This window comes from Acidovorax sp. NO-1 (assembly GCF_000238595.1).
GTDB lineage: Bacteria > Pseudomonadota > Gammaproteobacteria > Burkholderiales > Burkholderiaceae_C > Acidovorax.
Window position 1 is genome coordinate 24,759 of the sequence record NZ_AGTS01000079.1, and the last position, 23,738, is coordinate 48,496.

The window sequence follows — 23,738 nt, forward strand, 5'->3', positions numbered from 1 at the left end:
ACTCAGGCTTCCTCCAGCACCACCGGGCGCAGCACGCACAGCCGAAAGCGCCCGCGCCCCGTTTTTTCGATGTGGATGTGCGGGCAGTTCTCCTGCAGGCGGCGCTGCAGCAATAGCAGGCGGGCCTCCAGGTTGTCGGCCACATCGGGCAGGCGCAGGGCGGGGTCCAGCCGCAGTTCGCGGTTGGTGAAGTCCACGCGCCCGGTGTGCTGGTGGTCGCGCAGCAGCTTCCAGACAATGGCGCCCGCCACGCCCTTGATCAGATAGTCGTCGTTGATGAACACGCTGTCGTTGGCCGCAAAGTGGCGCACCCGCAGCGCGCTGCCGCTCACCGGCGGTGCCGCCGTCGGAGTAGGCGGCGGCTCGGGCGCATCGGGCGCGGCCTGCAGCAGCTCGATGGCGGCGGCCAGCTGGCCCGCAATCGCCACCAGCAGGTCTTCATCCTCGAAACCAAAGCGCATGTCCTCGGGGCTCTCGGCAAACAGCACGCCCAGCAGGCGCCCGGCCGACAGCAGCGGCACCGCCACCTGGCTGTGCGGCTCTGGCAGGCCGGGGTAGGGGATGTCCATGCCGCGCAGCGGCGGTGCATCGGGTGCGGCATGTGCGTCCATGCTTTCGCGGATGGCGTGGCTGTACAGGGCGGCGTGCGTCATGTGGCTGATGCGCACCGGCGTGCGCTCGCGCGCGGCCATGCCGATCACCCCTTGACCCAGGCGGATTTCCGAACCCACGCCCGACGTGGCATAGCCGCAGCTGGCCACCGTGTAGAGCTGCTGGGCGCTGGCGTCCAGCATCAGCACCATGGCGTGCTGGATGCCCAGCTTGTCCTGCAGGCCCTGCAGTGCGCATTGCAGCAATTCGTCCAGCCCCGTGCAGCGCGCGATGCTTTCGCTGCACAGGCGCAGCGTGTGCAGCAGCCCGGAGCGCGGCGCAGGTGCCGGCAGGCCTTCGCCCGTCACCGATTCGATGCGCTCCACCGCGTAGATGTCGGCCCCCTTGAGTTCAAACACCTCTGCCATGCCCGTATGCGAGGCAATCCCCGCCAGCTGCGCGCGCATGCTCTCAAACACCGGGCCGCTGTCCTCGGTGCGTTCATACAGCAGGTGCAGGCGGTAGAAATGGGCGGTGAGTGGGTCCAGCACCAGCACCGACGCGCGCGGGTTGCGCATTCTGGCGGGTCTTGTTGAAGAACTGGAACGACAGTGCCACATGCCCCGCATCCACATAGACCACCTGCGAGATGTAGGCCACGTTGGGTGTGCCGTCGGGGGCGCAGGTCGCCATGATGGCGGGAATCGCGCCCTCCAGGCAGGGGCGGATGCTGTGCAGGGACGGCGCTGCGGTGCTCATGGCTGCGGTACGGGTGGCGTGGGCGGCGTACACAACTGCGCGCCTGCGCGCGGGCCTGGGGTCTGGTCGAACGCGCTGGTGGGGGTGAAGGTCACTGCGACCACATCCTGCAGCGGCGCTGCCAGCATGGCGCCCACATACTGCGGGCCGTAGCCGACCTGGCCCACCTCCTGCACCATGGACTGCAGGTAGGCCTGCAACACCGGCAAGTCGCCGTCATGGGCTGGGCGCTGTGTGGCCCGGTGTGCCTTGAGCTGCAGCGTCTGGTGGGTGGATGGCACGCTGAACACCACGGCAATCTCGCCGGTGTGCGCAATGTCTTGCAGCAACTGCTCGGACTGGCTGCGCCGCAGGTACACCGTGACCTCCTGCCCATCGCCGCTGATGTGGCTGCCCACGGCGCGCATGATGCTCGGCCGCAGGGCCGCGTCGCGTGACGCCACGATGGCCGAAACGCCCTTGGCCAGCATGGCGATATGGCTGGGGCCGAGCAGCGCGGTCATGCCTTGAAGCGCTTGCGGGTCAGGGCCAGGGCCACCCAGAAGGCCACCACGGTGGTCACCACCAGCACCAGGCCATGGCGCCAGGGGTGGGCGGGCCACTGGTCCATGAACAGCGGGCGGACCAGCTCCACGGCATTGGTCAGCGGCAGCCAGTCGGAGATCGCTCTCACGATGGGGGGCAACTGCTCGCGCGGGAAGAACACACCCGACAGAAACATCATGGGCGTGAGCACCAGTGTGAAGTAGTACGTGAAGAAGTCATACCCCTTGGCCAGCGCATTGAAGATGAGTGCAATGCTGGAGAACATCACCCCCACAAACAGCAGCACCGGCCAGGCCACCAGCAGCTTGGGGCTGTGGCTGATTGAGAGGGCCAGCATGACGCCCAGGATGGCGGTGACGGTGAACAGCGCCTTGAACGCCGCCCACAGCATTTCGGCCAGCACCACGTCGTCCAGGCTCACGGGCGCGTTCATGATGCCGTCCCAGGTCTTTTGCACATGCATGCGCGAGAAGGCTGAGTACAGCGCCTCGAAGCTGGCCGCGTTCATGGCGCTCATGCAGATCGAGCCGCTGGCGAGGAACAGGATGTAGGGCACCTTGGTGTCGCCCGCTGCGCCACCCACATTCACCTGCCCTACCAGGGCCCCCATACCGTAGCCAAAGGCCACCAGCCACATCAGCGGCTCGGCAATGTTGCCCACCAGGCTGGGGATGGCCAGCTTGCGCCACACCAGCAGGTTGCGCATGAACACGGGCCACCAGCGCATGGACAGGCTGGGCGGGCGCCATACCGACGGCGGGGGCGGGGCCACGGTGGTGGCCACGGTGGACGGGGAAGAAGTTTGCATCCGCTGATTGTGCGATGTTGACAGGCGCACGCACAGCCCCCCAATCAGCGGTTGCCCAGCCAGCTGGGCACGGCCATTGCTTGGCCCAAGCCATGTCCACCCATGTCCTGAACCTGCCTGCCGGTGCCAGCGCCCTCTGGCAAAACCGCCTGGGGCTGCTGCTGGAGTCTACGGGCGAGGGCGTGTTTGGCATCGACCTGGCGGGCAACTGCGTGTTCATCAACCGCGCGGGCGCACAGATGCTGGGCTTTGCGGCCGATGAGGTGATGGGGCGCAACATGCACGCGCTCACCCACCACAGTCACCCCGACGGCAGCCCCTATGCCGACAGCGACTGCCCCATCTTCAACGCGTTCCGCCAGGGCCTGCCCTGCCGGGTGGACACCGAGGTGTTCTGGCGCCGCGACGGCACTGCGTTTGCCGTGGAGTATTCGAGCCACCCCATTCTGGAAGGCGATCAGGTGCAGGGAGCCGTGATCGCCTTTGTGGACATCACCAGCCGCAAGCGTGCCGCCGATGAGCTGCAGCGCGCGCACGATGAGCTGGCCCGCGCCAATGACGAGCTGGAGCGCCGCGTGGCCACCCGCACGCACGAGCTGTCGCAGGCGCTGGCGCAGCTGCGTGAGCTGTCGGCCTACTCGGAGCAGGTGCGCGAAGACGAACGCACCCGCATCGCCCGCGAGGTGCACGACGAGCTGGGCAGCCTGCTGGTGGCGCTGAAGATGGATGTCAACTGGCTGCACAAGCGCCTGGGCGAGCAGGGCGAGCGCACGCCCGAGGCCGCGGGCGACATGCGCACCCAGATGCGCTGCAAATGCCAGAACATGAGCCGCCTGATCGAAAACGCCGTGGACAACGTAGGCCGCATCATCACCGACCTGCGCCCCAGCATCCTGGACCACCAGGGGCTATGGGCGGCGCTGGAGTGGCAGGCACAGGAGTTCGTGCAGTCGGCCGAACTGGAGCTGGCGTGGCAGATGGAGGTGCCTGCCACCCTGCACTTGCCCGAGCCTGCAGCCATCGCTGTGTTCCGCATCTTCCAGGAGATGCTGAGCAATGTGGGCCGCCACGCGCAGGCCAGCGCCATCGACATTGCCATCGACGTGCAGGACGAGATGCTGCAACTGCGCGTGCGCGACAACGGCGTGGGCGCCACCCGCCAGGCCCTGGAGGCGCCTACCGCCTATGGCGTGATGGGCATGCGCGAGCGGGCGCGGCAGCTTGGGGGCCGGTTGAGCATCACCAGCGCGCCGGGGCAGGGCTCGTGCCTGCAATTGCTGATTCCTCTGGAGCTGTCATGAATTCCGTGGTTCGCGTGTTGATCGGGGATGACCACCGCATCGTGCGGGAAGGGCTCAAGCAGGTGCTGGGCGACCCGGCCAACGGTGCGCCCGAGATCACCGTGGTGGCCGAAGCCACCCAGGGCAGCGAGGTGCTGGAGCAGGTCGCCGCCCTGCAAGGGCCCACGGGAACACCGGGGCTGGACCTGGTGCTGCTGGACATCGCCATGCCGGGCATGGACGGGCTCGAAGTGCTGCAGGCGCTGCGCAAGGCCTGGCCCGCGCTGCCAGTGCTGATGCTCAGCACCTACCCTGAGCGGCAGTACGCGGTGCGCTGCATCCAGATGGGCGCGGCGGGCTATCTGCACAAAAGCGCCGATCCCGACGACATGGTGGCCGCCGTGCGCAAGGTGGCCGCTGGCGGGCGCTACCTGACGGAGGCGACCGCGCAAGCCCTGGCAGGTGCACTGGAACGCACCGGGGTGGTGCGCACCGCCCAGCAGGGCACGCCTGCGGGGGTGGACGCGCTCTCCTATCGGGAGCATCAGGTGTTCCGCCTGCTCACTGCCGGGCAGAGCGTGAGCGAAATTGGTGCACAACTCAAGCTTGCGCCCAACACGGTGAGCACCTACCGCGCCCGCATCCTCGAAAAGACCGGCGCGCGCAACGATGTGGAGCTTGCGCTGCTGGCGCGTGGCACACCGGCAGAGTGAATTCGGTGCGTTGCACGACCGATTTGTAGTGCTGGCCCTACACGCTGTAGACACCACACCCACGAATTCACGACAGCGGGCCGATACCGGCAAAAACTGGCCCGCGCTTTGCGTAACGCCTGGCACCAACTTCTTCGAGGTGTGCCATGTCCGAATTCTTCTCGCCCTACGATGCCGACCGCCCGTTGATGCTGAAATGCAGCTGTGGCCGCGACCACACGGTGGCCGACCACCATGCCGAGGTGTCGGCCGATGCCGCCGCAGCCACCCTGCGCCAGCGCAGCGAGACCCGTGAGTTCGAGCTCTACAGCAACGAGTTCATCGAAGCCACGCTGGTCAAGGCGCTGTTTCCGCAAGACGCAGTGCGCCGCCGCTTCATCAAGGCGGTGGGCAAGGGAACGGCCATGGCGGCCATCGCGAGCGTGTTGCCCGTGGCCAGCATGCAGGCCATGGCGCAAGAGAAACAGGGCACGCTGGAGAAGACCAACCTCAAGATCGGCTTCATCCCGATCACCTGCGCCACCCCGCTGATCATGGCGCACCCGCTGGGCTTCTACAGCAAGCAGGGCCTGAATGTGGAGGTGACCAAGACAGCAGGGTGGGCGCTGATTCGCGACAAGATGATCAACAAGGAGTACGACGCCACGCACTTCCTGAGCCCCATGCCGCTCGCGATCTCCATGGGCCTGGGCTCCAACGCCACGCCGATGAACGTGGCCACCATCCAGAACGTGAACGGCCAGGCCATCACGCTCGCCCTCAAGCACAAGGACAACCGCGACCCGAAGAACTGGAAGGGCTTCAAGTTCGCGATCCCCTTCGAGTACAGCATGCACAACTTCCTGCTGCGCTACTACCTGGCCGAGGCCGGCCTGAACCCCGACACCGACGTGCAGCTGCGCGTGGTCCCACCGGCCGAGATGGTGGCCAACCTGCGTGCGGGCAATATCGATGGCTTCCTGGGCCCCGATCCGTTCAACCAGCGCGCCGTGTTCGAGGAAGTCGGTTTCATCCACCTGCTCACCAAGGACCTGTGGAACGGCCACCCCTGCTGCGCCTTTGGCACCAGCACCGAGTTCATCCAGAAGAACCCCAACACCTTTGCCGCGCTGTACCGCGCAGTGCTCACTTCGGCCGCCATGGCGCGCGACCCCAAGAACCGCGAGCTGATCGCCAAGGTGATTGCACCCCAGGCCTACCTGAACCAGCCCGAGGCGGTGATCAACCAGGTGCTCACCGGCAAGTTCGCCGATGGGCTGGGCAAGATCCAGAACGTGCCCGACCGCGCCGACTTCGACCCCATGCCCTGGCAGAGCATGGCCGTGTGGATGCTCACCCAGATGCAGCGCTGGGGCTACATCAAAGGCGATGTGGACTACAAGCAGATTGCCGAAAAGGTGTTCCTCATCACCGACGCGAAAAAGCAGATGAAGGCGCTGGACCAGAAGGTGCCCGACGGCGCGTACCCCAAGTTCAAGATCATGGGGCGCGAGTTCGATGCTGCGAAGGCCAGCGAATACGCCAAGAGCTTCCCCATCCGCAAGGCGGCATGACATGACTCCTGCCAAAAATCTCAACCTGCGCGCGGGCCTGCTGTCCGTGCTCATCTTCCTGACGCTGCTGGGCATCTGGTACATCGCCACGGCGCCGTCGGGCGCTGCGGGCGGCAGCACGGCCGGCATGACGGCCGAGCAGATCGAGTACGCCAAGATGATGGGCAAGGACCCGGGCGCGCCCAAGAGCGGCGGCTTTCCCACCCTGGGTGCCATGGGCAGCACGGTGTGGAGCCATCTGTCCAACCCGTTCTACGACAACGGCCCCAACGACAAGGGCATTGCCATCCAGCTCGCGCATTCGCTGGGCCGCGTGGCACTGGGCTTTGGTCTGGCCTGCCTGGTGGCGATACCGCTGGGGTTTGTCATCGGCATGTCGCCGCTGCTGCGCCGCGCGTTCGACCCGTTCATTCAGGTGCTCAAGCCCATCAGCCCGCTGGCGTGGATGCCGCTGGCGCTGTACACCATCAAGGACTCATCCATCTCGGGCATCTTCGTGATCTTCATCTGCTCGGTGTGGCCCATGCTGGTGAACACGGCGTTTGGCGTGGCGTCGGTCAAGCGCGAGTGGCTCAACGTGTCGGCCACGCTGCAGGTCAACCCGCTGCGCAAGGCCTTTCTGGTGATCCTGCCTGCGGCGGCGCCCACCATCCTCACGGGCATGCGCATCAGCATGGGCATCGCCTGGCTGGTGATCGTGGCAGCCGAGATGCTGGTGGGCGGTACCGGCATTGGCTACTTCGTGTGGAACGAGTGGAACAACCTCTCGCTCACCAACGTGATCTTCGCCATCGTGGTCATTGGCCTGGTGGGCATGCTGCTGGACCTGGCCTTTGGCCAATTGCAGAAGGTGGTGACCTATGTGGAGTGACGTGACCCAGCGTCCAGCTGCTGCAGCCCCCCTCGCCACTGACCTCCCGCAACGAAAGGCCCCCGCTGTGACCCAAGGCTTCCTCCAGATCGATCGGCTGAGCAAAGCCTTCGTACCCACCAAGCCGGTGTTTGCCGACGTGTCGTTCACGCTCGACAAGGGCGAGTTCGTCTGCATCATCGGCCACTCGGGCTGCGGCAAGACCACCATTCTGAATGTGCTGGCAGGGCTCGACACCGCCACTTCGGGCACCGTCATCATGGACGGGCGCGAAGTGGCCGGCCCCAGCCTGGACCGGGGCGTGGTGTTCCAGAGCCACGCGCTCATGCCCTGGCTCACGGTGCGCCAGAACATCGCGTTTGCCGTGAAGTCGCGCTGGCCTGACTGGAAGAAGAGCCAGGTGGATGCGCATGTGGAGAAGTTCGTGGCGCTGGTGGGCCTGAGCCCCGCCATCGACAAGAAGCCGTCGCAACTCTCGGGCGGCATGAAGCAGCGCGTGGGCATTGCGCGCGCGTTCTCCATCCAGCCCAAGATGCTGCTGCTGGACGAGCCCTTCGGCGCACTCGATGCGCTCACGCGCGGCACCATCCAGGACGAGCTGATGACCATCGTGCGCCAGACGCAGCAGACGGTGTTCATGATCACCCACGATGTGGACGAAGCCATCCTGCTGGCCGACCGCATCCTGCTCATGAGCAACGGCAACGAGACGCCTGAGGGCTACCGCCCCGGTGGCATCGCCGAGGTGGTGGTCAACCCCCTGCCGCGCGAACGCACGCGCACCAGCTTGCACCACCTGGACGGCTACTACGCGCTGCGCAACCACATCGTGGACTTCCTGGTCACCCGGGCCAAAGCCCACTGAATTCCTGAATAGCCAAGCCCTGACGTGTCGCCCCTTGTGGGTGGCAGGGAGGGCTACACTCTGAAGTTTTTGTTCCCCGTTCCAAAACCCATCCAACCGAAGGAGCCATCACCATGAACCGCAACGACGTCACCGAAAAGATCATCAGCACCAAGGTCGCCAAGGGCCTGCAATGGGAGGCCATTGCCAAGAAGGTCGGCCAGTCCAAGGAATGGACCACGGCCCTGTGCCTGGGCCAGATGACCGCCACCCCCGAGCAAGCCAAGATCGTCGGCAAGATCTTCGGTCTGACGGCCGAGGAGCAGAAGTGGCTGCAGGTAGTGCCCTACAAGGGCTCGCTGCCCACACCCGTGCCCACCGACCCGCTGATCTACCGCTGGTACGAGGTGGTGAGCGTGTACGGCACCACCATCAAGGAGCTGATCCACGAAGAGTTTGGCGACGGCATCATGAGCGCCATCGACTTTAGCATGGACATCCAGCGCGAGGCCAATCCCAATGGCGACCGCGTGAATGTGGTCCTGTCGGGCAAGTTCCTGCCCTACAAGCAGTACTGAAATCGGGCCCAGGCCGTGTTCGTCACAGCACCTTGACGGCGCGGCCGATGAACTGGATGGGACCCGTGGGTTTGCCAATCGGCGAGCCTGTAGGCGGTTCCAGCGTCAGCTCGAACAACTGGTTGGGCTGCAGCGGGGGCAGCTTGTCCAGCGGGATCTGCAGGGGCTGACCGGGCTGCACCAGGCCCAGCGACACGGGGCCGCTCCAGCCATCGGCCTTGGTCCAGAACTCCAGGGCCTTGTCGGCGGGCACTTCGGCCACGCCCAGCGGAATCAGGCTGATCTGCCGCGGCGAGCTGGCCTGCACCACCCAGCCGGGCGCCTTGTCCTGCGGCGCGACCAGCACCACCATGAACTGCGGCGGCGCGGCCACTGGGGCGGTGCGCGTGACGAGCACTGCCGCGAGCACCGCCGCCATGGCAAAGCCCGAGCCGGCGAGGGCCCGCCACAGGCCCAGGTGGTCCCACCAGCGCACAGATGGCTTGCGTTCGGTTTTTGCCCGGGGTTGGGCGGCAACGAGTGTCGAAGCCGACTGCGCGCTGTGCGCGCTGGCGGCCTGCAGCGACTGATCGATGCGCGCCCACAAGGCAGCGGGCGGTGCGATAGGCTCCACCAGCTGGGTCAGTGGCAGCAGGCGGGCTTCCCACTCGGCCACCGCGTGCTGCAGTGTTTGCTCGCCTTGCAGGCGCTGCTGCACGGCTTGGCGCTCGGCGGCGGGCAGGGTGCCCAGCACGTACTCGCCAGCCAGCACATGCAGGTCTTCCGGCGAGGGCATAGGCGGTGTGTTGCGCAGGTCGGTCATGCCATGCACTCCCGCAGCGATACCAGGCTGCGCGTATCCATGCTTTCACGGTGCCCAACGGGGCGCCCAGGCGCTCGGCAATTTCGCCGTGCGAGCAGCCGTCCACATAGGCGTGCAGCACGCAGCTGCGTCGCGCCGGGTCCAGCCCCTCCAGGCAATGCTGCAGGCGGCCCAGGCTGGCGTTGAGTTCAAAGGTTTCCTCGACCTCGTGGTGGGCCTGCACAGACATGTCGGCCTCCAGGGCTTGGGTGGTGGTGTCGTCCACATCCACGTGGCGGCTGCCGTCGCGCACGGCGTTCAGGGCCAGGTTGCGCACCACGCTGTAGATCCAGCCGCGTGCGCTGCCCCGGCTCGCGTCGTAGCTGGCGGCGCGCGTCCAGATATTGACGCAGGCATCGTGCACGATGTCCTCGGCAAGAGCCCGCTGGCGCACGATGCGCAGCGCGACTCCCAGCAGCCGCGCACCTTCCTGTTCATAAAGGCGGTGCATGGCTTGCCGGTCGCCTGCAGCGCAGGCGGCCAAAGCGGCTTCGTAGTCAAAATCGCCAGGAGTGTGGGGCACGTTGTGCATGCGGCGGGGCCTCGGCTGGATGGTGGACGCATCGTAGCCGCAAACCCGCCACCGTCCGGCGGTAGCCCCCGCTGGGCCGGGGATTGGGTGTGCGTGGTTTACGCGGCCTTCCAGAAGATGTAGTCGGCCTGGTACTTCACGATCTGGCGCTCGCCCTTGTTGGCGGGGGTGCAGGCGGCAGCAGGTGCCACGCCACCCTTCAAGGCCACGCGCTGGATGTAGGTCACGCCGGTCATGGCGCCGGAGCCCATGGCGGGGTTGGCCTTGACGAGCTGGTAGGGCAGGTTGCCCGTGCCCGATGGCGCCACGGCCAGCTGGGTGGCTGTCAGCTTGGAACCGTCGTTCGACTCCCAGGTGGCGGGCGGGCCGTAGTAGGTGCCCACTTGTTTGCCGCTGCGGTCATTCAGCACGGCCTTGGGGCCCACAAACACCCATTCGGTCTGACCGGGGGCATTGGCCTTGTCGCGGCATTCGTAGGTGATCTCGCCCACGCCCACGGTTTCCATCGCCACCTTGTTGCCCGCCGGAACCTTGATGCTGTCGGGCAGGCTGTCCTGCGAATACATGGATTTGGACGGCGACGACATCATCGATCCGCAGGCGCTCAGCAGCACGGCGGCGGCAATAGCACCCGTCAGGGGCAGCAGGCGGGAGATGGGAGACGTGTGGATGGTCATGGCGTTTCTCTCTGGTCTATGGGTTGATAGGACAGCAGCAAGTTGCGCTGCTGTAGGTACTACCCACGAAAACGCCGTTTGGATGCAGGAGATGCAAAAAATTTTTCCGATGCCAGCCCTGGCAGGGCCGCCGCCTGGGCGGAGGCTGCCTCAATGCAAGGTCAGCGGCCGGCTGGTGGTCTTGACGCGCACCACGGCTGCCCGGTGCTCATACGGTGCCGACGGCTGGCCCAGGATGGCGGCCGCCAGCGTGCGCGCCTGCCGGGCAATCGGTTCGATATAGCGGCTGCACTGCCCGTCGATGCTGATGCAATCGCCCAGCGCGTGGATGCGGGGTACGCTGGTTTGCAGCGTGTCTGCGTCCACCGCAATGCCCTGGGCCCAATCGAGCCCTGCACTCTGTGCCAGGCGGTGGGCGGGCACAAGACCCGCAGCCACCACCACTTCGTCCGCCGCAAAACGCTGCCCGCTGGTGGTGGTGATGCGGTAGCGCGAGCCCACGCGCTCCACTTGCTCCACCTGCAGACCGCCTTCAAAGCGGATGGACAGGTCCTTCCATGCGTCCAGCAGCTGTGGCCCCGCCTGCTGGTCGTGCCAGCGCGCCAGCGGTTCGGCGGCGGCGTCCAGCAGCGTGATGCGGTGGCCGCCCAGGGCCAGGTCGTTGGCCAGCTCGCTGCCGATCAGGCCCGCGCCGATGATGAGCACGTCCTTGGGCTGGTCGCCCAGGTGCTGGCGCAGGCGCTGGTAGGCGTCCAGGTGGTTGACGCGCCAGCACAGGCTGGCGGGCAAGCCCGGCGGCAAGGCGGCCTGCGCACCGTGAGCCAGCACCAGATGGCCATAGCGCAACACGCCCCGCGTGGTGCGCAGTTGGCGGGTGTCGGCGCAGATGCGCACGGCATGGGTGTGGGCCAGCAGGGTGACGCCCAGGCGCAACGCTGCATCGCGGCCGGTCTCGGACACCAGCGCCAGCGGGTCCAGCTGGCGTGCCATGGCCACCGACAGCAAAGGCTTGTCGTACCGGTCGCCAGCGCAGGCCGTCACCAGGGTGATGGGCAGCGTGGCGTTTTGTTGGCGCAGAGTCTCGGCCAGTTGCCAGCCAGCACGACCCGCACCGACGATGACCACGCCCGGCTCGCCACGCGGGCGGATGTAGGCCGGGGGCGCTGCGCTGGCCTGCGCCCGCAGCGCCTCCAGCGTGGGGGCTTCGTACGGAGAAAAATCGGCCTTGGTCACCCCGCACAGCGGGCAGGCCCAGTCGTCCGGAATGTCCGCCAGCCGGGTGCCCGGCGGCAGGCCACCATCGGGGTCGCCGTCGGCCTCGTGGTAGACGTAGCCGCACGCGTTGCAGATGTAGCTTTGCCAGGGCGCCTGTGTTGCTGCGTCGGCCAACGCGTCGTAGACGGCCTGCGAGGCGGCGCTCAACGCGAAGGCGTTGACTGCCGACGGCGTGGTGGTTGTGGCGGGCGTCATGCAGGCATCTCCTCGGTGCTGAGCCGGGCGATCTCCTTGCGCAGGTGCTTGATGGCGGGCGTGACGATGGCCACAAAGTGCGACTCGCGCACGCGCCGCTGCACGTCCGAGCTCATCAGGTAGCCGCGCGCACCCTGGTGCATCAGGGCGGACTGGGCGGCGCGCAGGCACAGCTCCGCGCCATGGGCTCGGGTGTCCAGCACGTCGATGAAGAAATCAGTGCTTGTGTCGAACGGCGTCTGGGCCAGTTGCATGACGCGTGCAGTCAGTGCATCCAGCTCGGCCTGCAGCGCGTCGGGCCGGTCTTCCAGGAACTGGTTGACATGGCCCAATTGGGCCTCCACCGCCCACATCGAGTCGATGGCGCCCTGGGTGATGCCCACGGCCATGCCACATTGCAGCATCACAAACGCAGCGCGGATGCGGGCGATGAAAGGCCGGGTGGGGTCGGCCATGGTGTCGGCCGTGCCGATGAAATGGTCCTTGAGCCGCAGCGCATAGGTGCCCGTGCCCTCCATGGCGGAGAAGCTGGGGCATTCGCGCATCTCTACGCCGAGGGCATCGCAGCGCAGCAGGAACATCACCTCGCGCTGGCTGGCCGCACCGTCGGCCTCCACCACCGCCGCAATCGCGCCGCAGTAGTGGTCAGGCCCCAGGTTGCTCACCCAGGGCAGGGTGCCGTTGATGAGGTAGCCGCCCTCTACCGGTGTGGCCTTGAGCAGCAGGCTTTCGATCTGGGCGTAGCTCTTCATGGGGTTGGACAGCGCCGTGCCGCCCATGCCCGCGCCGCTTCCGTGGCGCTGGAGCACCTCGCCCATCAGCGCGGGGTTGCCCGACTGCTGCAGGTACAGCCCGCACACCGCCTGGCACCACATCATGAAGCCGGTAGCGCCGCACACCCGCGAGGCCTCAGCCATGGCGCGGATGGCCAGGCCGTAGTCGGCCGGGCCTGCGGTGCTGTCCAGGTGCGCACTCATCGCGCCCACGGCGGCCAGCTGCTGCAGCTCGGCGCAGGGGTAGTAGCCGGTGCGGTCAATCGCCTCCACCTGCGCGGCCAGCGGGCCCTGGGCAATCTGGCGCACGGCCGCCAGCAGCGCATCGCCCCGCAGGGCGCCGTCCAGGTGGAGTTGGGGGGGAGGTCGGCGGGGTTCATGGGGCTCCTTGGGTGCGCGGGGAACGGTTGGTCAGGTAGAGGCGGTACACAAAACTCAGCGAAGCGGTTCTGGCTAGGCGCTGCGTCGCAGGCAGTACGAGTAGTACGACAAGACGCGGCAACGACGCCAGAAGAGTTTTGTGTGTCGCCCTCAGTCCGCGAGGCTGATTTCGAAGGGGATGGGGTTGCGCATGCTGTTAGCCACGGGCGAGTAGAAGTTGGCGTGCTGCACGATCTCGTCCAGCACCTCGCGCGGCGCATCGCCTTCCACCAGCACCTTCACGCGGATCGCCTGAAAGCCCATCTCCGGCGGCGTCTTCTGCAATGCGCCACCCGCACCCCAGGCGGCGGGGTTGCCGATGTCGCCTTCCATGAACACCTCGATCTTGCTGAGCTTGACCTGCTTCCAGGTGGCCACGGCAGTGATGCCCACGGCCAGGCAGCCGCCCAGGCCCGACAGCACGATCTCGCCGGGCGCAGGCGCCGTGTCCTGGCCGAACAGGTGCAGGGGCTCGTCCACCACCACCGGCGCGTGGTTGCCCACATAGCTCAGCGAGCGGTACTGCCCCTCCATCACCGTATGGACCTTGTTGGTACCCCGGCTGGCAGGGTTGTTGCGGCCCTTGTCGGCAAAGGCCATCAGCCCGTCGCGGTCGATGGGGCGCAGGTGTGTGTGCACGGTGGTGACGGGGGCAGAGGGTTCCAGCAGATCGGTGGACATGGTGTTCCTTGGAGAAAGAGAAGGGAATGCAAAAAAGAAGGACAGGGTTCGCAGCGGGCCATGCCCGCTGCAACAACGCACGGTGCTCAGGCCGCCAGTGCCAGCGCAGGCTTTTTGGGGAACTTGACCAGCGGCAGCCCGCTTTCGATCGGCAGCTTGTCGTCGCGCGACCATTCGTTCCACGAGCCGAAGTACATGCGCACATCGGCAAAGCCCGCCTGCTTGAGCGCCAGGAAGGTGTTGGACGCGCGTGCGCCCTTGAAGCAATACAGGTACACCGTGTCCGCCGGGCTGATGCCCGCCGTGGCGCATTCGGCGCGCACTTCGTCGGGCGACTTGAACACCGGACCCTGGGGCGAGGGCTTCATGAAGCGGTACCACTCCAGCCACTTGGCGCCCGGCAGGCGGCCTTTGCGCGGCGCAAAGTCCTTGCCATAGGGGCTGGAGCTGTCGCCAATCCACTCGTCCACATCGCGCACGTCCAGCAGCACGGTGTCGGTGCCCAGGGCCTCGATCACATCCTCCTTGGTCAGCATCACATCGGTGGTGGCCAGCTGGGTGGGGAAGATGGCGGGCGTGGGCACCACCGTCTCGGTGGAGACGGGCAGCTCTGCCGCCTTCCAGGCCGAGTAGCCGCCATTCAATACCTTGACCTTGGGGTAGCCTAGCCAGGTCAGCAGGTAGTAGCCCCGGCACGACTGGCCGTAGCCGCTGTTGAGCGCATCTTCATAGAACACGGCCGTCTCGGCGCCCGACAGGCCGATGGCGCCCAGGTGCGCGGCAAAGGTGTCTTTCAGCTCCTGCAGGCCTTGGGGCGTGGAGGTGGCGAGATACGTGAAGGTCTCGCGCAGGTTCACCGCGCCGGGGATGTGCCCCAGGGCATAGGTGTCGGCGTCGCGGGTGTCGATCAGCACCACAGGCTCTGCGGCTTGCAGGGCCAACAACTGGGTGGGTGAGATGAGGACGGCGTCGGAGGCGGTAGCGGTCACGGTGCTCATGGAAAACCTTTCGGTGCGGTGGTGGGCGGGATGCCTTCCCTCCTTATCGCAACAGGTGTGCCAGAGCTTGTGAATGCAAAGAAATTTGAATGAAATAGGCTGCTAGCGCTTATTGGTAAAGCGCTGAAAGCTATTAATTTGATAGTATTTTGTGCCAACTATCACCAGAGCGCAGCCTGTCCAACGCGGACGCTGAACACTGTGTCTACAAATTGTTGACACAGTGTTGGGCGTCACTTCAAGCCTGCTTTGCGCAGCCGGTAAGCGAACTGCCGGAGCGTCAACCCCAGGCTCTGCGCCGCGCGCGACTGGTTGCCGTGGTGTTCGACCAGCGCGGCCTGCAGCACCTGAACGCTGTGGGACTGGGCCGAGGCGTAGTCGCGCACCAGCGGTGCTGCGGCGATAGGGGTAGACGGCATCTTGGCCTGAATCTGCTGAACGGGCGCCGGTGCGGGTGGCAAAACCACAGCCGCAGCGGGCAGAAATCGGTCCAGCTCGCCACGCGTTACCAGCGTGTCATTGGTCAGCAGCACCAGGCGTTCGATCACATTGCCCAGCTCGCGGATGTTGCCGGGCCAGGGGTGTTCTTCCAGCCGCGCCAGCGCGTCGGGCGAGAGGTTCACGTTGCGCTGGTGCGCCTGGTTGGCGCGGCTCACAAAGTGCAGCGCCAGCGCGCGGATGTCCTCGCGCCGCTCGGCCAGCGAGGGCAGGTGGATCGGAATCACGTGCAGGCGGTAGTACAGGTCTTGCCGAAAGCGGCCGGCCTCCACATCGGCCGCCAGGTCGCGGTGGGTGGCCGCCACCAGGCGCACGTTCACCTTCACCTCGCGCTGCCCACCCAGTCGCACCAGCGTGCCCTCCTGCAGCGTGCGCAGCAGCTTGGACTGCAGGGCCAGCGGCAGCTCGCCAATCTCGTCCAGAAAGATGGTGCCGCTGTCGGCCTGCTCAAACCAGCCCGCGCGGGCTGTGCTGGCGCCGGTGAACGCGCCTTTTTCGTAGCCAAACAGTTCGGATTCGAACAGCGCATCCGGAATGGCCGAGCAGTTGACCTTGATGAAGGGCCGGTCGCGCCGCCCGCTGGCCAGGTGCACGGCGCGTGCGAACAGCTCCTTGCCCGTGCCCGACTGGCCCAGCAGCAGCACGGTGGCCTGGGTTTGCGATACGCGTTCCAGCTCGCTCAAGGCCTGCAGCAGCGGCGGCGAGCTGCCAATGAGCCCGTAGCGCGCGCTTTTGGTGTTGAGCGCATTGGCCAGCACGGCGTTGCGCGCCTGCAGCTGCCGCGTCTGCTCTGCCACCAGGGCTTCCAGCTGCAGCAGCTGCCCGACCAGCGTGACCAGCACGCGCAGCACCGCCAGGTCGTCGTTCAGGTGGCGCTGGCGGCTTCGGATGCGGTGGCAGGCCAGCACGCCGATGGGCGCGTTGTTGACCTCGATGGGCAGTGCGATGAAGGCCACCGTCTCGGGCGGCAGCTGGCTGCGCTCCACTGCGCGTGCCAGAAACAACGGTTCGGCATCAATGTCCTGCACGATGGCAGGCTGCCCAGTGGCCAGCACCCGGCCTGTGATGCCCTCGCCCCAGGCGTAGCGCCCGCGCTGCACCTCGGCCTGGGTGAGGCCGTAGGCGTGCTGGATGGAGGCGGTGCGCGGCGCGCCGGCTGGGGAGGACGGGGCGTTGTCCACCAGCACGATGCGCCCCCGGTTCAGGCCCAGCAGTTCGCTCATCAGGTGCAGCATCTCGCGCAGCACCAGGCCGGGCGCCAGGCTGCGGCCGATGAGGCGCATCACCTCGCGCATCAGCAGCAGCTCCTGGGCGTGCCAGTCGGTGGGGCTGTGCGAGCGGGCCGTGCTGGAAGGGGAGGGCATGGGCGGTGGGGGCATGTCAGGGCGATTGCAAGTTCTGCGCCCGGGTGCATTAAAGTCGCCTGCGTCCCGCCATTTACCGACTTTTTCACCTTCTCGAAAGCACCCACCATGACCACCCTCGGAACCCCTCTGTCCCCCCATGCCACCAAAGTCATGCTGCTGGGCTCGGGCGAGCTGGGCAAGGAGGTGCTGATCGCGCTGCAGCGCCTGGGGGTGGAAACCATTGCCGTGGACCGCTACGACAACGCCCCCGGCCAGCAGGTGGCGCACCACGCGCGCACCATCACCATGAGCGACCCGGCCCAGCTCAAGGCGCTGATCGAAGCCGAGCGCCCGCACCTGGTGGTGCCCGAGATCGAAGCCATTGCCACCCCGATGCTCGAAGAGCTGGAGGCTGCTGGTGTGGTGCGCGTCATCCCCACCGCCCGCGCCGCCCGCCTGACCATGGACCGCGAGGGCATCCGCGTGCTGGCCGCCGAAACGCTGGGCCTGCCCACCAGCCCCTACAAGTTCTGTAATTCGCTGGAGGAGTTGCAGGCTGCGATTGATTCAGGCATTGGTTACCCCTGCATCGTCAAGCCCGTGATGAGCAGCTCGGGCAAGGGCCAGAGCAAGATCGACGGCCCGGCCGACGTGCAAAAAGCCTGGGACTACGCCATGGCCGGTGGCCGCGTGAGCCACGGCCGCGTCATCGTCGAAGGCTTCATTGACTTTGACTACGAAATCACCCAGCTCACCGTGCGCTCGGTGGGCGCTGACGGCCAGATCGTCACCAGCTTCTGCGACCCCATCGGCCACGTACAGGTCAGTGGCGACTATGTGGAAAGCTGGCAGCCCCACCCCATGCACCCCGCAGCGCTCGAAAAATCGCGCCAGATCGCCAAGGCCGTGACCGACAACCTGGGCGTGGGCTTTGACGGAAAGCCCTCCGGGCTTGGCCTGTTCGGCGTGGAGCTGTTCGTCAAAGGCGAGCAGGTCTGGTTCAGCGAAGTCAGCCCCCGCCCGCACGACACCGGCCTGGTCACGCTGTGCACTCAGCACCAGAGCGAGTTTGAACTGCACGCCCGCGCCATCCTGGGCCTGCCCGTGGACACCAGCCTGCGCAACCCCGGCGCCAGCGCGGTGATCTATGGCGGTGTGGAAGCCCTGGGCATCGTGTTTGACGGCGTGGACGAAGCCCTGCGCGTGCCTGGCACCGACCTGCGCCTGTTCGGCAAGCCCGAGAGCTTTGCCAAGCGCCGCATGGGCGTGGCCCTGGCGCGCGCGGCCGATGTGGAGACGGCGCGTAGCAACGCCAAGCTGGCGGCCAGCAAGGTCAAGCCGCGCAAGGCTTGAGGCTGGTTTTTAAGTGAAATGGGCCGCTAGCGCTTATTCAGTAAGCGCTGGCAGCTATCATTTTTGATGGCTTGGGTGGATGCGCGGACACCTGACGCCACGCTGGCGCCTCACTCCCGAATCTGCCGTCCCGTCAGCTTCAGGAACAAGTCTTCCAGGTTGGCAGGGCGGTGCAGCGTCCGCAGGTGGCCATGCTGGCCCAGCGCCTGCAACAGGGGCTGCGCGTTCTGGGTGTAGAAGAACACCGTCTCGCCGCTGATCTCCACGCGCGCGGCCAGGGCACGCAGGTGGGCGTCCTCGGCCAGCGCCACGGCGCCCACGCCGAAGACTTCGACCACGTCGCTTTCCAGGTGCAGGGCGATCAGCTCGCGCGGCTTGCCTTCGGCGATTTTCTTGCCGTGGTCCAGCACCAGCAGGCGCGAGCACAGGCGCTCGGCCTCGTCCATGAAGTGGGTGGTCAGCAAGATGGAAGTGCCTTGCTGCAGCAGCAGTTGCAGCCGCTCCCACATCAGGTGGCGGGCCTGCGGGTCGAGGCCGGTGGTGGGTTCGTCCAGCAGCAGCAGGCGCGGGCGGTTGACGAGGGCGCGGGCCAGCGACAGGCGCCGCTTCATCCCGCCCGAGAGTTCGCCCGGCTTGGCGTCTGCTTTGTGCGTGAGCGCGGCAAACTCCAGCAGCTGGGGCACGCGCTCGTCCATGGTGCGGCCCTTGAGCCGGAAGTAACGGCCAAACACGCGCAGGTTTTCGGCGCAGGTGAAGTCCGGGTCCAGCGTGTCGAACTGGGTGACCACGCCCAACTGCGCCTTGATGGCCAGCGCATCGCGCGGCATGTACAGCGGCGCGGCAGCGCCCTCGGGGTAGAACAGCACGTTGCCGCTGTCGGGCGCCGTCAGGCCCAGGCACATGCGGATGGTGGTGGTCTTGCCCGCCCCGTTGGGGCCGATGACGCCAAGGCATTCGCCGGGAGCGATGGCAAAAGACACATCGTTCACCACCGTGGCATCGCCGTAGTGCTTGTACAGGTTCTGGACGGCAAAGAGTTCGCTCATGCTGCCATTGTGGCGGCATTGGGGTCGCGCTGCTTCAGTGCTTGCGGATAAATAGGCCTCTAGCGCTTATTGGATAAGCGCTGGCAGCTATTGAAAAGATAGCGTTTTGCGTGGGGCTGCTCAGCGGGGCGCCACCCCGGCACCGTGGGCGCGGGGCGGTAGTGGAGTGCGCAGCCGTTCGAAACGGTGCAGCGTTTACTGGAAGGCGACTTCCGCAAAGCTGCGCAGCTTGCGGCTGTGCAGGCGGGCCATGCCTTCGGCGCGCAGCATTTCCAGCGCGCGGATGCCGATGCGCAGGTGCTGGTCCACGCGCTCGCGGTAGAAGTGGTTGGCCATGCCGGGCAGCTTGATCTCGCCGTGCAGGGGCTTGTCGCTTACGCACAGCAGGGTGCCGTAGGGCACGCGGAAGCGGAAGCCGTTGGCCGCGATGGTGGCGCTTTCCATGTCCAGCGCCACGGCGCGGCTTTGGCTGAAGCGGCGCTGGGGCTGGTTGTCGGGCAGCAATTCCCAGTTGCGGTTGTCGGTGCTGGCCACGGTGCCGGTGCGCATGATGCGCTTGAGGTCGGCACCGCTCACGCCAGTCACGCCTGCCACGGCGGATTCAAGGGCGAGCTGAATCTCGGCCAGCGCGGGGATGGGCACCCACAGCGGCAGTTCTTCGTCCAGCACATGGTCTTCGCGCACATAGCCGTGGGCCAGCACGTAGTCGCCCAGTTGCTGGCTGTTGCGCAGGCCCGCGCAGTGGCCCAGCATGATCCAGGCGTGCGGGCGCAGCACGGCGATGTGGTCGGTGATGGTCTTGGCGTTGGACGGGCCCACACCGATGTTGACCATGGTGATGCCGCTCGCGTCCTTGCGCACCAGGTGGTAGGCGGGCATTTGCGGCAGGCGGGGCGGAGCCACGCCGAGCTCGTCGCCAGTCTGGGCGGGCAGCCCCACCCGGCGCGTGACGACATTGCCCGGTTCGATGAAGGCCACATATTCACTGTCCTCCTTGGCCATCTCGGCATGCCCCAGGCGCACGAATTCGTCAATGTAGAACTGGTAATTGGTGAACAGCACGAAGTTCTGGAACCACTCGGGCGCCGTGCCCGTGTAGTGGCGCAGGCGGTGCAGCGAATAGTCCACGCGCGGTGCGGTAAACAGCGACAGCGGTTGCGCCTCGCCCGGGCGGGCCTGCCAGGTGCCGTTGGCAATGCCGTCGTCCATGGCGGCCAGGTCGGGCAGGTCGAACACGTCGCGCATCAGCATGCGGCGCTCGGTGGTCAGCGTGCCCTCGATGTGGTCGTGCTCGGCAAACGAGAAGTGGATGGGGATGGGGTGTGCGCTGGTGCCCACTTCCAGCTCCACGTTGTGGCTGGCGCGCAGCAGGCGGAACTGCTCGGCATAGTAGTTGGCAAACAGGTCGGGCCGCGTGAGCGTGGTCTCGTAGCGGCCAGGGCCCTCGACGAAGCCATAAGCCAGTTTGGTGTCGGCACGCGCCACCGTGGTGGTGTGCACCCGGACAAAGGGGTAGAACGCACGCACAGGCGATCCGGGCGTCTCACCGCCCACAAAGCGGTGCATGGCTTCGCGCAGGTGGTCTATCTGTTGCTGGTAAATGCGCTGCACCTGCGCCAGAGCGTCGGCCGGATCGGTGTGGCGGGTGGGGGCGATGAAGTCGGGGATGAGGGGCATGGCGCTATTGTCCACAAGCCTGTGGTTATTTCCGCAGCCAGTCGCTCGCCCTGCTTGCATCCATCGGTTCCGACACCACAAACCCCTGAATCAAATCGCACCCCAGCCCCGTCAACAGCCCCACCTGCTCCGCCGTCTCCACCCCCTCGGCCACGGTCTTCAGCTGCAAGCTGTGTCCCATCTGAATAATGGCCGTGACGATGGCAACGTCGTCTGCGTTGCCCGGGGTATCTGCCACAAAAGACCGGTCGATCTTGAGCTTGTCGATGGGGTAGCGCTTGAGGTACGCCAGTGATGAATAGCCTGTTCCAAAGTCGTCAATCGATATGCCCACGCCCAGCGCCTTCAGGGCGTTGAGCGTGTCCAGCACCTGGCCGGTCTGGTGCATCAGCACGGACTCGGTCAACTCGATCTCCAGGTAGTGCGGCGCCAATCCGGTTTCGCGCAGCACGGTGGCGATCTCGGCGGCCACGTCGCGTTGGCGGAACTCGATGGCGGACAGGTTGACCGCGACCGGCACCATGGCAAGGCCCTGGTCTTGCCATTCCTTGAGCTGACGGCAGGCTTCGCGCATGACCCAGCGGCCGATGGGCGTGATGAGGCCGCGCGATTCCGAGAAGGTGATGAACTCGTCGGGGCCGACCAGCCCGCGCTCTGGGTGGCGCCAGCGCACCAGGGCTTCCAGGCCTTGCAGCGCGCCGTCGGACAGGCGTACCTGGGGCTGGTAGTGCAGCTCGAACGCGTCGGTCGCAATGGCTTCGCGCAGCAGGCGTTCGTGGCGCAGCACGTCCAGGGCGCTGGCATCCATGCTGGGGTCGTAAAACTGGCGGTTTCCGCGCCCACTCTCCTTGGCGTGGTGCATGGCGGCGTCGGCGCAGCGCAGCAGCTGGTCAGCACTGTGGCCGTGTTCCGGGTACAGCGCGATGCCGATGGAGGGCGAGATGGTGAGCGGAAGCTGGTCGATGGTGAATACGCCATGCATGGCGGCCAGCAACTTATCGGCCACCACCGCCGCATCTTCTGGGCTGGCCACGTCGGTGAGCACGACCACGAACTCGTCGCCCCCCAGGCGCGCCACCACATCGGCGTCGCGCACGCCCTGGCGCAGGCGCTCCGCCACGTTGCACAGCAGCTGGTCGCCGGCATGGTGGCCCAGCGAGTCGTTGACGGTCTTGAAGTGGTCAAGGTTCAGGAACAGCGCAGCGCACCGCCCGTGCCGCCTGCGGGCCAGCGAGAGAACCTGCGAGAGCTGCTCCATCAGGAAGTGCCGGTTGGGCAACTGCGTGAGGCTGTCGTGCAGGGCGATGAAGGCTTCGCGCTCCTGGGCCTGCTTGCGGGCGGTGATGTCGCGCACCACCACGATGCGGTAGTCTGCGTGGTGCAGGGGCATGGTCTTGCCCACCACCTCCACGGGAATGGCGTGACCATCCTTGTGGCGAATCGTCACTTCGTAAGGATCTTCTCGGCCGGACCGGGTGTAGTCCAGGGCCACGGCGCGCCACTCGGGGCTGATGAAGTTGAAGATGGACAGGCCCACCACTTCCGTCAGTGCATAGCCGGTGAGGCGCGTGAGGGCTTCGTTGCCGTCGGTGATGATGCCGTCGCGGTGGAACACGATCGCCTCGTCCGTGGCCTCGGTGAACTTGCGCATGCGCTCTTCGCTCTGGCGCACCGTGCGTTCGGCACGCCAGCGCTCGGTAATGTCGGTGATCAGCACGAATGAGCCCAGCTGCTGCGAGTCGGCATCAAAGTGCGGGATCAGGTTGACCTCGATCATGCGAACCTCGCCATTGGGCAGGGTCTGCTCGCGCGTGTATTTCACGTGCTCGCGCCGGCTGCTACGCTCCACATGGGGCTGGATGGCCTCCCAGGCCTTGTCGCCAATAGCCTCTTGCACCGTCAGGCCGATGATGGACTCGGTGGTATGGCCGTTGTAGGCGGCGTAGCCCTGATTGGCGAACTGGCAGCGCAGGCCTGGCAGATCGTAGTAGGCCATCAACGCAGGCACAGAATCCGCAATCAGCCGCAACAAGGCGTCGCTGGAGCCTCGCGGGCCGGGAGCGGGTACAGCGTTCGGAAGTTCTTGCATGGAAGGTAACAAAGAGTTTTCGTTATATCCGATCGACCTGACACCAAACTTGGGGCCAATACCTAACCGGCTGCACAACAGCGCGCCGCCCGTGCGCGCCGTTCTGTCAACATGCAGCACCAGATCAACACAGAGCAGGGGCGCAATGGCGGGATTCGAAGGTTTTTCCACGGCAGCGGCCGTTCTGGCAAGCGCTACGGGGTGCGGTTTGCTGATGGGCATCGAACGTGAGCGGCGCAAGGGGGCCGGACCTGATCGTTCGCTGGCAGGTGTCCGGTCCTTCACGCTGGCGTCCATCGGGGGCGCAGCGGCTGCGCTCACAGCCATTCCGGCGCTGGTGGTGGTGGGCGCTTTGCTGGTGGCCGCGCTGACGGTGGTGGCCTATGCCCGAGACCGCTCGGGCGACCCCGGAGTCACCACTGAAATTGCGTTGCTGCTGGCCTACCTCATTGGCGTGACCTGTGCGCGCGACCAGCTCCTGGCAGCAGCCCTGGCGGTGGTGGTGACCGGCCTGCTGGCGTTGCGCACCACCTTGCACCAGTTCTCCAGCCAGTGGCTGCAGCCGGGCGAAGTGCGCAGCGGCCTCATTCTGGCGGCATTGGCCTTGCTCGTGTATCCATTGGCGCCCAATGCGCCCCTGTGGCAAGACGTGCTGAACCCCCAGGTGGTGGTGCGCCTGGTCATCGTGCTGCTGGCCATCCAGTCGCTCGCGCATGTGGCGAAGCGGCTCATGCAGGCGCGCCATGCGGTGGCGTTGTCAGCGCTGGCCTCGGGCTTTGTGTCCAGCACGGCAA

General features: G+C 66.3%; 20 protein-coding genes and 2 pseudogenes. 8 read left to right on the top strand and 14 right to left on the bottom strand.

The window, feature by feature from the left end; genetic code table 11:
* Positions 1-2: 2 nt before the first annotated feature.
* From KYG_RS12590 to KYG_RS12600, 3 genes and pseudogenes are all read right to left on the bottom strand, one after another.
* Positions 3-1,350 (bottom strand): annotated as a pseudogene (locus tag KYG_RS12590) (GAF domain-containing protein).
* Positions 1,347-1,853, bottom strand: coding sequence for a hypothetical protein (locus KYG_RS12595; protein ID WP_008905286.1), 507 nt, complete (start codon positions 1,851-1,853; stop codon positions 1,347-1,349). Before KYG_RS12595 ends, KYG_RS12590 begins: the two are co-directional and overlap by 4 nt.
* Positions 1,850-2,704 carry an ABC transporter permease gene (locus KYG_RS12600; RefSeq protein WP_008905287.1) on the bottom strand — a complete coding sequence of 285 codons (855 nt, stop codon included), beginning with the start codon at positions 2,702-2,704 and terminating at the stop codon, positions 1,850-1,852. Before KYG_RS12600 ends, KYG_RS12595 begins: the two co-directional genes overlap by 4 nt.
* Before the next feature lie 92 nt (positions 2,705-2,796).
* On the opposite strand from KYG_RS12600, the gene KYG_RS12605 reads away from it, so the two are divergent.
* From KYG_RS12605 to cynS, 6 genes are all read left to right on the top strand, one after another.
* A complete protein-coding gene (locus KYG_RS12605) occupies positions 2,797-4,005 on the top strand; it encodes a PAS domain-containing sensor histidine kinase (protein ID WP_008905288.1) in 1,209 nt (402 codons plus the stop codon).
* A complete protein-coding gene (locus KYG_RS12610) occupies positions 4,002-4,697 on the top strand; it encodes a response regulator transcription factor (protein WP_008905289.1) in 696 nt (231 codons plus the stop codon). The genes KYG_RS12605 and KYG_RS12610 overlap by 4 nt, the downstream gene beginning before the upstream one ends.
* 146 nt (positions 4,698-4,843) lie before the next feature.
* Positions 4,844-6,250 (top strand): CmpA/NrtA family ABC transporter substrate-binding protein, encoded by a 1,407-nt coding sequence (locus KYG_RS12615; RefSeq protein WP_008905290.1) that lies wholly within the window; start codon positions 4,844-4,846, stop codon positions 6,248-6,250.
* A 1-nt stretch (position 6,251) separates the two neighbouring features.
* A complete protein-coding gene (gene ntrB / locus KYG_RS12620) occupies positions 6,252-7,121 on the top strand; it encodes a nitrate ABC transporter permease (protein ID WP_008905291.1) in 870 nt (289 codons plus the stop codon).
* A complete protein-coding gene (locus KYG_RS12625) occupies positions 7,111-7,986 on the top strand; it encodes an ABC transporter ATP-binding protein (protein WP_034694439.1) in 876 nt (291 codons plus the stop codon). The genes ntrB and KYG_RS12625 overlap by 11 nt, the downstream gene beginning before the upstream one ends.
* 113 nt (positions 7,987-8,099) lie before the next feature.
* Positions 8,100-8,543, top strand: a complete 444-nt coding sequence (gene cynS, locus KYG_RS12630) for a cyanase (protein ID WP_008905293.1) — start codon at positions 8,100-8,102, stop codon at positions 8,541-8,543.
* Between the two features lie 22 nt (positions 8,544-8,565).
* On the opposite strand, the gene KYG_RS12635 is transcribed toward cynS, so the two are convergent.
* From KYG_RS12635 to KYG_RS12670, 8 genes and pseudogenes are all read right to left on the bottom strand, one after another.
* A complete protein-coding gene (locus tag KYG_RS12635) occupies positions 8,566-9,345 on the bottom strand; it encodes an anti-sigma factor domain-containing protein (protein WP_085942572.1) in 780 nt (259 codons plus the stop codon).
* Positions 9,342-9,916, bottom strand: a pseudogene (locus KYG_RS23820) (sigma-70 family RNA polymerase sigma factor). The gene KYG_RS12635 and the pseudogene KYG_RS23820 overlap by 4 nt, the downstream one beginning before the upstream one ends.
* A 98-nt stretch (positions 9,917-10,014) precedes the next feature.
* Positions 10,015-10,593 carry a DUF3455 domain-containing protein gene (locus tag KYG_RS12645; RefSeq protein WP_008905295.1) on the bottom strand — a complete coding sequence of 193 codons (579 nt, stop codon included), beginning with the start codon at positions 10,591-10,593 and terminating at the stop codon, positions 10,015-10,017.
* Positions 10,594-10,743: 150 nt separating this feature from the next.
* Positions 10,744-12,063 (bottom strand): FAD-dependent oxidoreductase, encoded by a 1,320-nt coding sequence (locus KYG_RS12650; protein WP_008905296.1) that lies wholly within the window; start codon positions 12,061-12,063, stop codon positions 10,744-10,746.
* Complete coding sequence (locus tag KYG_RS12655; protein WP_008905297.1) at positions 12,060-13,145, bottom strand: acyl-CoA dehydrogenase family protein; 1,086 nt, start codon at positions 13,143-13,145, stop codon at positions 12,060-12,062. The genes KYG_RS12650 and KYG_RS12655 overlap by 4 nt, the downstream gene beginning before the upstream one ends.
* Positions 13,146-13,367: 222 nt before the next feature.
* The gene (locus KYG_RS12660) at positions 13,368-13,937 is read right to left on the bottom strand and encodes an OsmC family protein (protein ID WP_008905298.1); all 570 of its coding nucleotides are present in this window, start codon (positions 13,935-13,937) and stop codon (positions 13,368-13,370) included.
* Positions 13,938-14,023: 86 nt separating this feature from the next.
* Positions 14,024-14,935 carry a sulfurtransferase gene (locus KYG_RS12665; protein ID WP_008905299.1) on the bottom strand — a complete coding sequence of 304 codons (912 nt, stop codon included), beginning with the start codon at positions 14,933-14,935 and terminating at the stop codon, positions 14,024-14,026.
* A 233-nt stretch (positions 14,936-15,168) separates the two neighbouring features.
* A complete protein-coding gene (locus KYG_RS12670) occupies positions 15,169-16,797 on the bottom strand; it encodes a sigma-54-dependent Fis family transcriptional regulator (RefSeq protein WP_034694447.1) in 1,629 nt (542 codons plus the stop codon).
* Positions 16,798-16,905: 108 nt separating this feature from the next.
* On the opposite strand from KYG_RS12670, the gene purT reads away from it, so the two are divergent.
* A complete protein-coding gene (purT, locus tag KYG_RS12675) occupies positions 16,906-18,132 on the top strand; it encodes a formate-dependent phosphoribosylglycinamide formyltransferase (RefSeq protein ID WP_008905301.1) in 1,227 nt (408 codons plus the stop codon).
* A 110-nt stretch (positions 18,133-18,242) separates the two neighbouring features.
* On the opposite strand, the gene KYG_RS12680 is transcribed toward purT, so the two are convergent.
* The 3 genes from KYG_RS12680 to KYG_RS12690 all read right to left on the bottom strand — a co-directional run bounded on the left by KYG_RS12680 (position 18,243) and on the right by KYG_RS12690 (position 22,944).
* The gene (locus KYG_RS12680) at positions 18,243-19,178 is read right to left on the bottom strand and encodes an ATP-binding cassette domain-containing protein (protein ID WP_008905302.1); all 936 of its coding nucleotides are present in this window, start codon (positions 19,176-19,178) and stop codon (positions 18,243-18,245) included.
* 195 nt (positions 19,179-19,373) lie between these two features.
* Positions 19,374-20,855 carry an AMP nucleosidase gene (locus KYG_RS12685; RefSeq protein WP_008905303.1) on the bottom strand — a complete coding sequence of 494 codons (1,482 nt, stop codon included), beginning with the start codon at positions 20,853-20,855 and terminating at the stop codon, positions 19,374-19,376.
* 25 nt (positions 20,856-20,880) lie between these two features.
* Positions 20,881-22,944: a bifunctional diguanylate cyclase/phosphodiesterase gene (locus KYG_RS12690; protein WP_034694449.1), complete on the bottom strand. Its 2,064-nt coding sequence runs from the start codon at positions 22,942-22,944 to the stop codon at positions 20,881-20,883.
* Between the two features lie 145 nt (positions 22,945-23,089).
* On the opposite strand from KYG_RS12690, the gene KYG_RS12695 reads away from it, so the two are divergent.
* On the top strand, positions 23,090-23,738 hold a 649-nt coding region (locus KYG_RS12695; RefSeq protein WP_008905305.1), incomplete at its 3' end, for an MgtC/SapB family protein.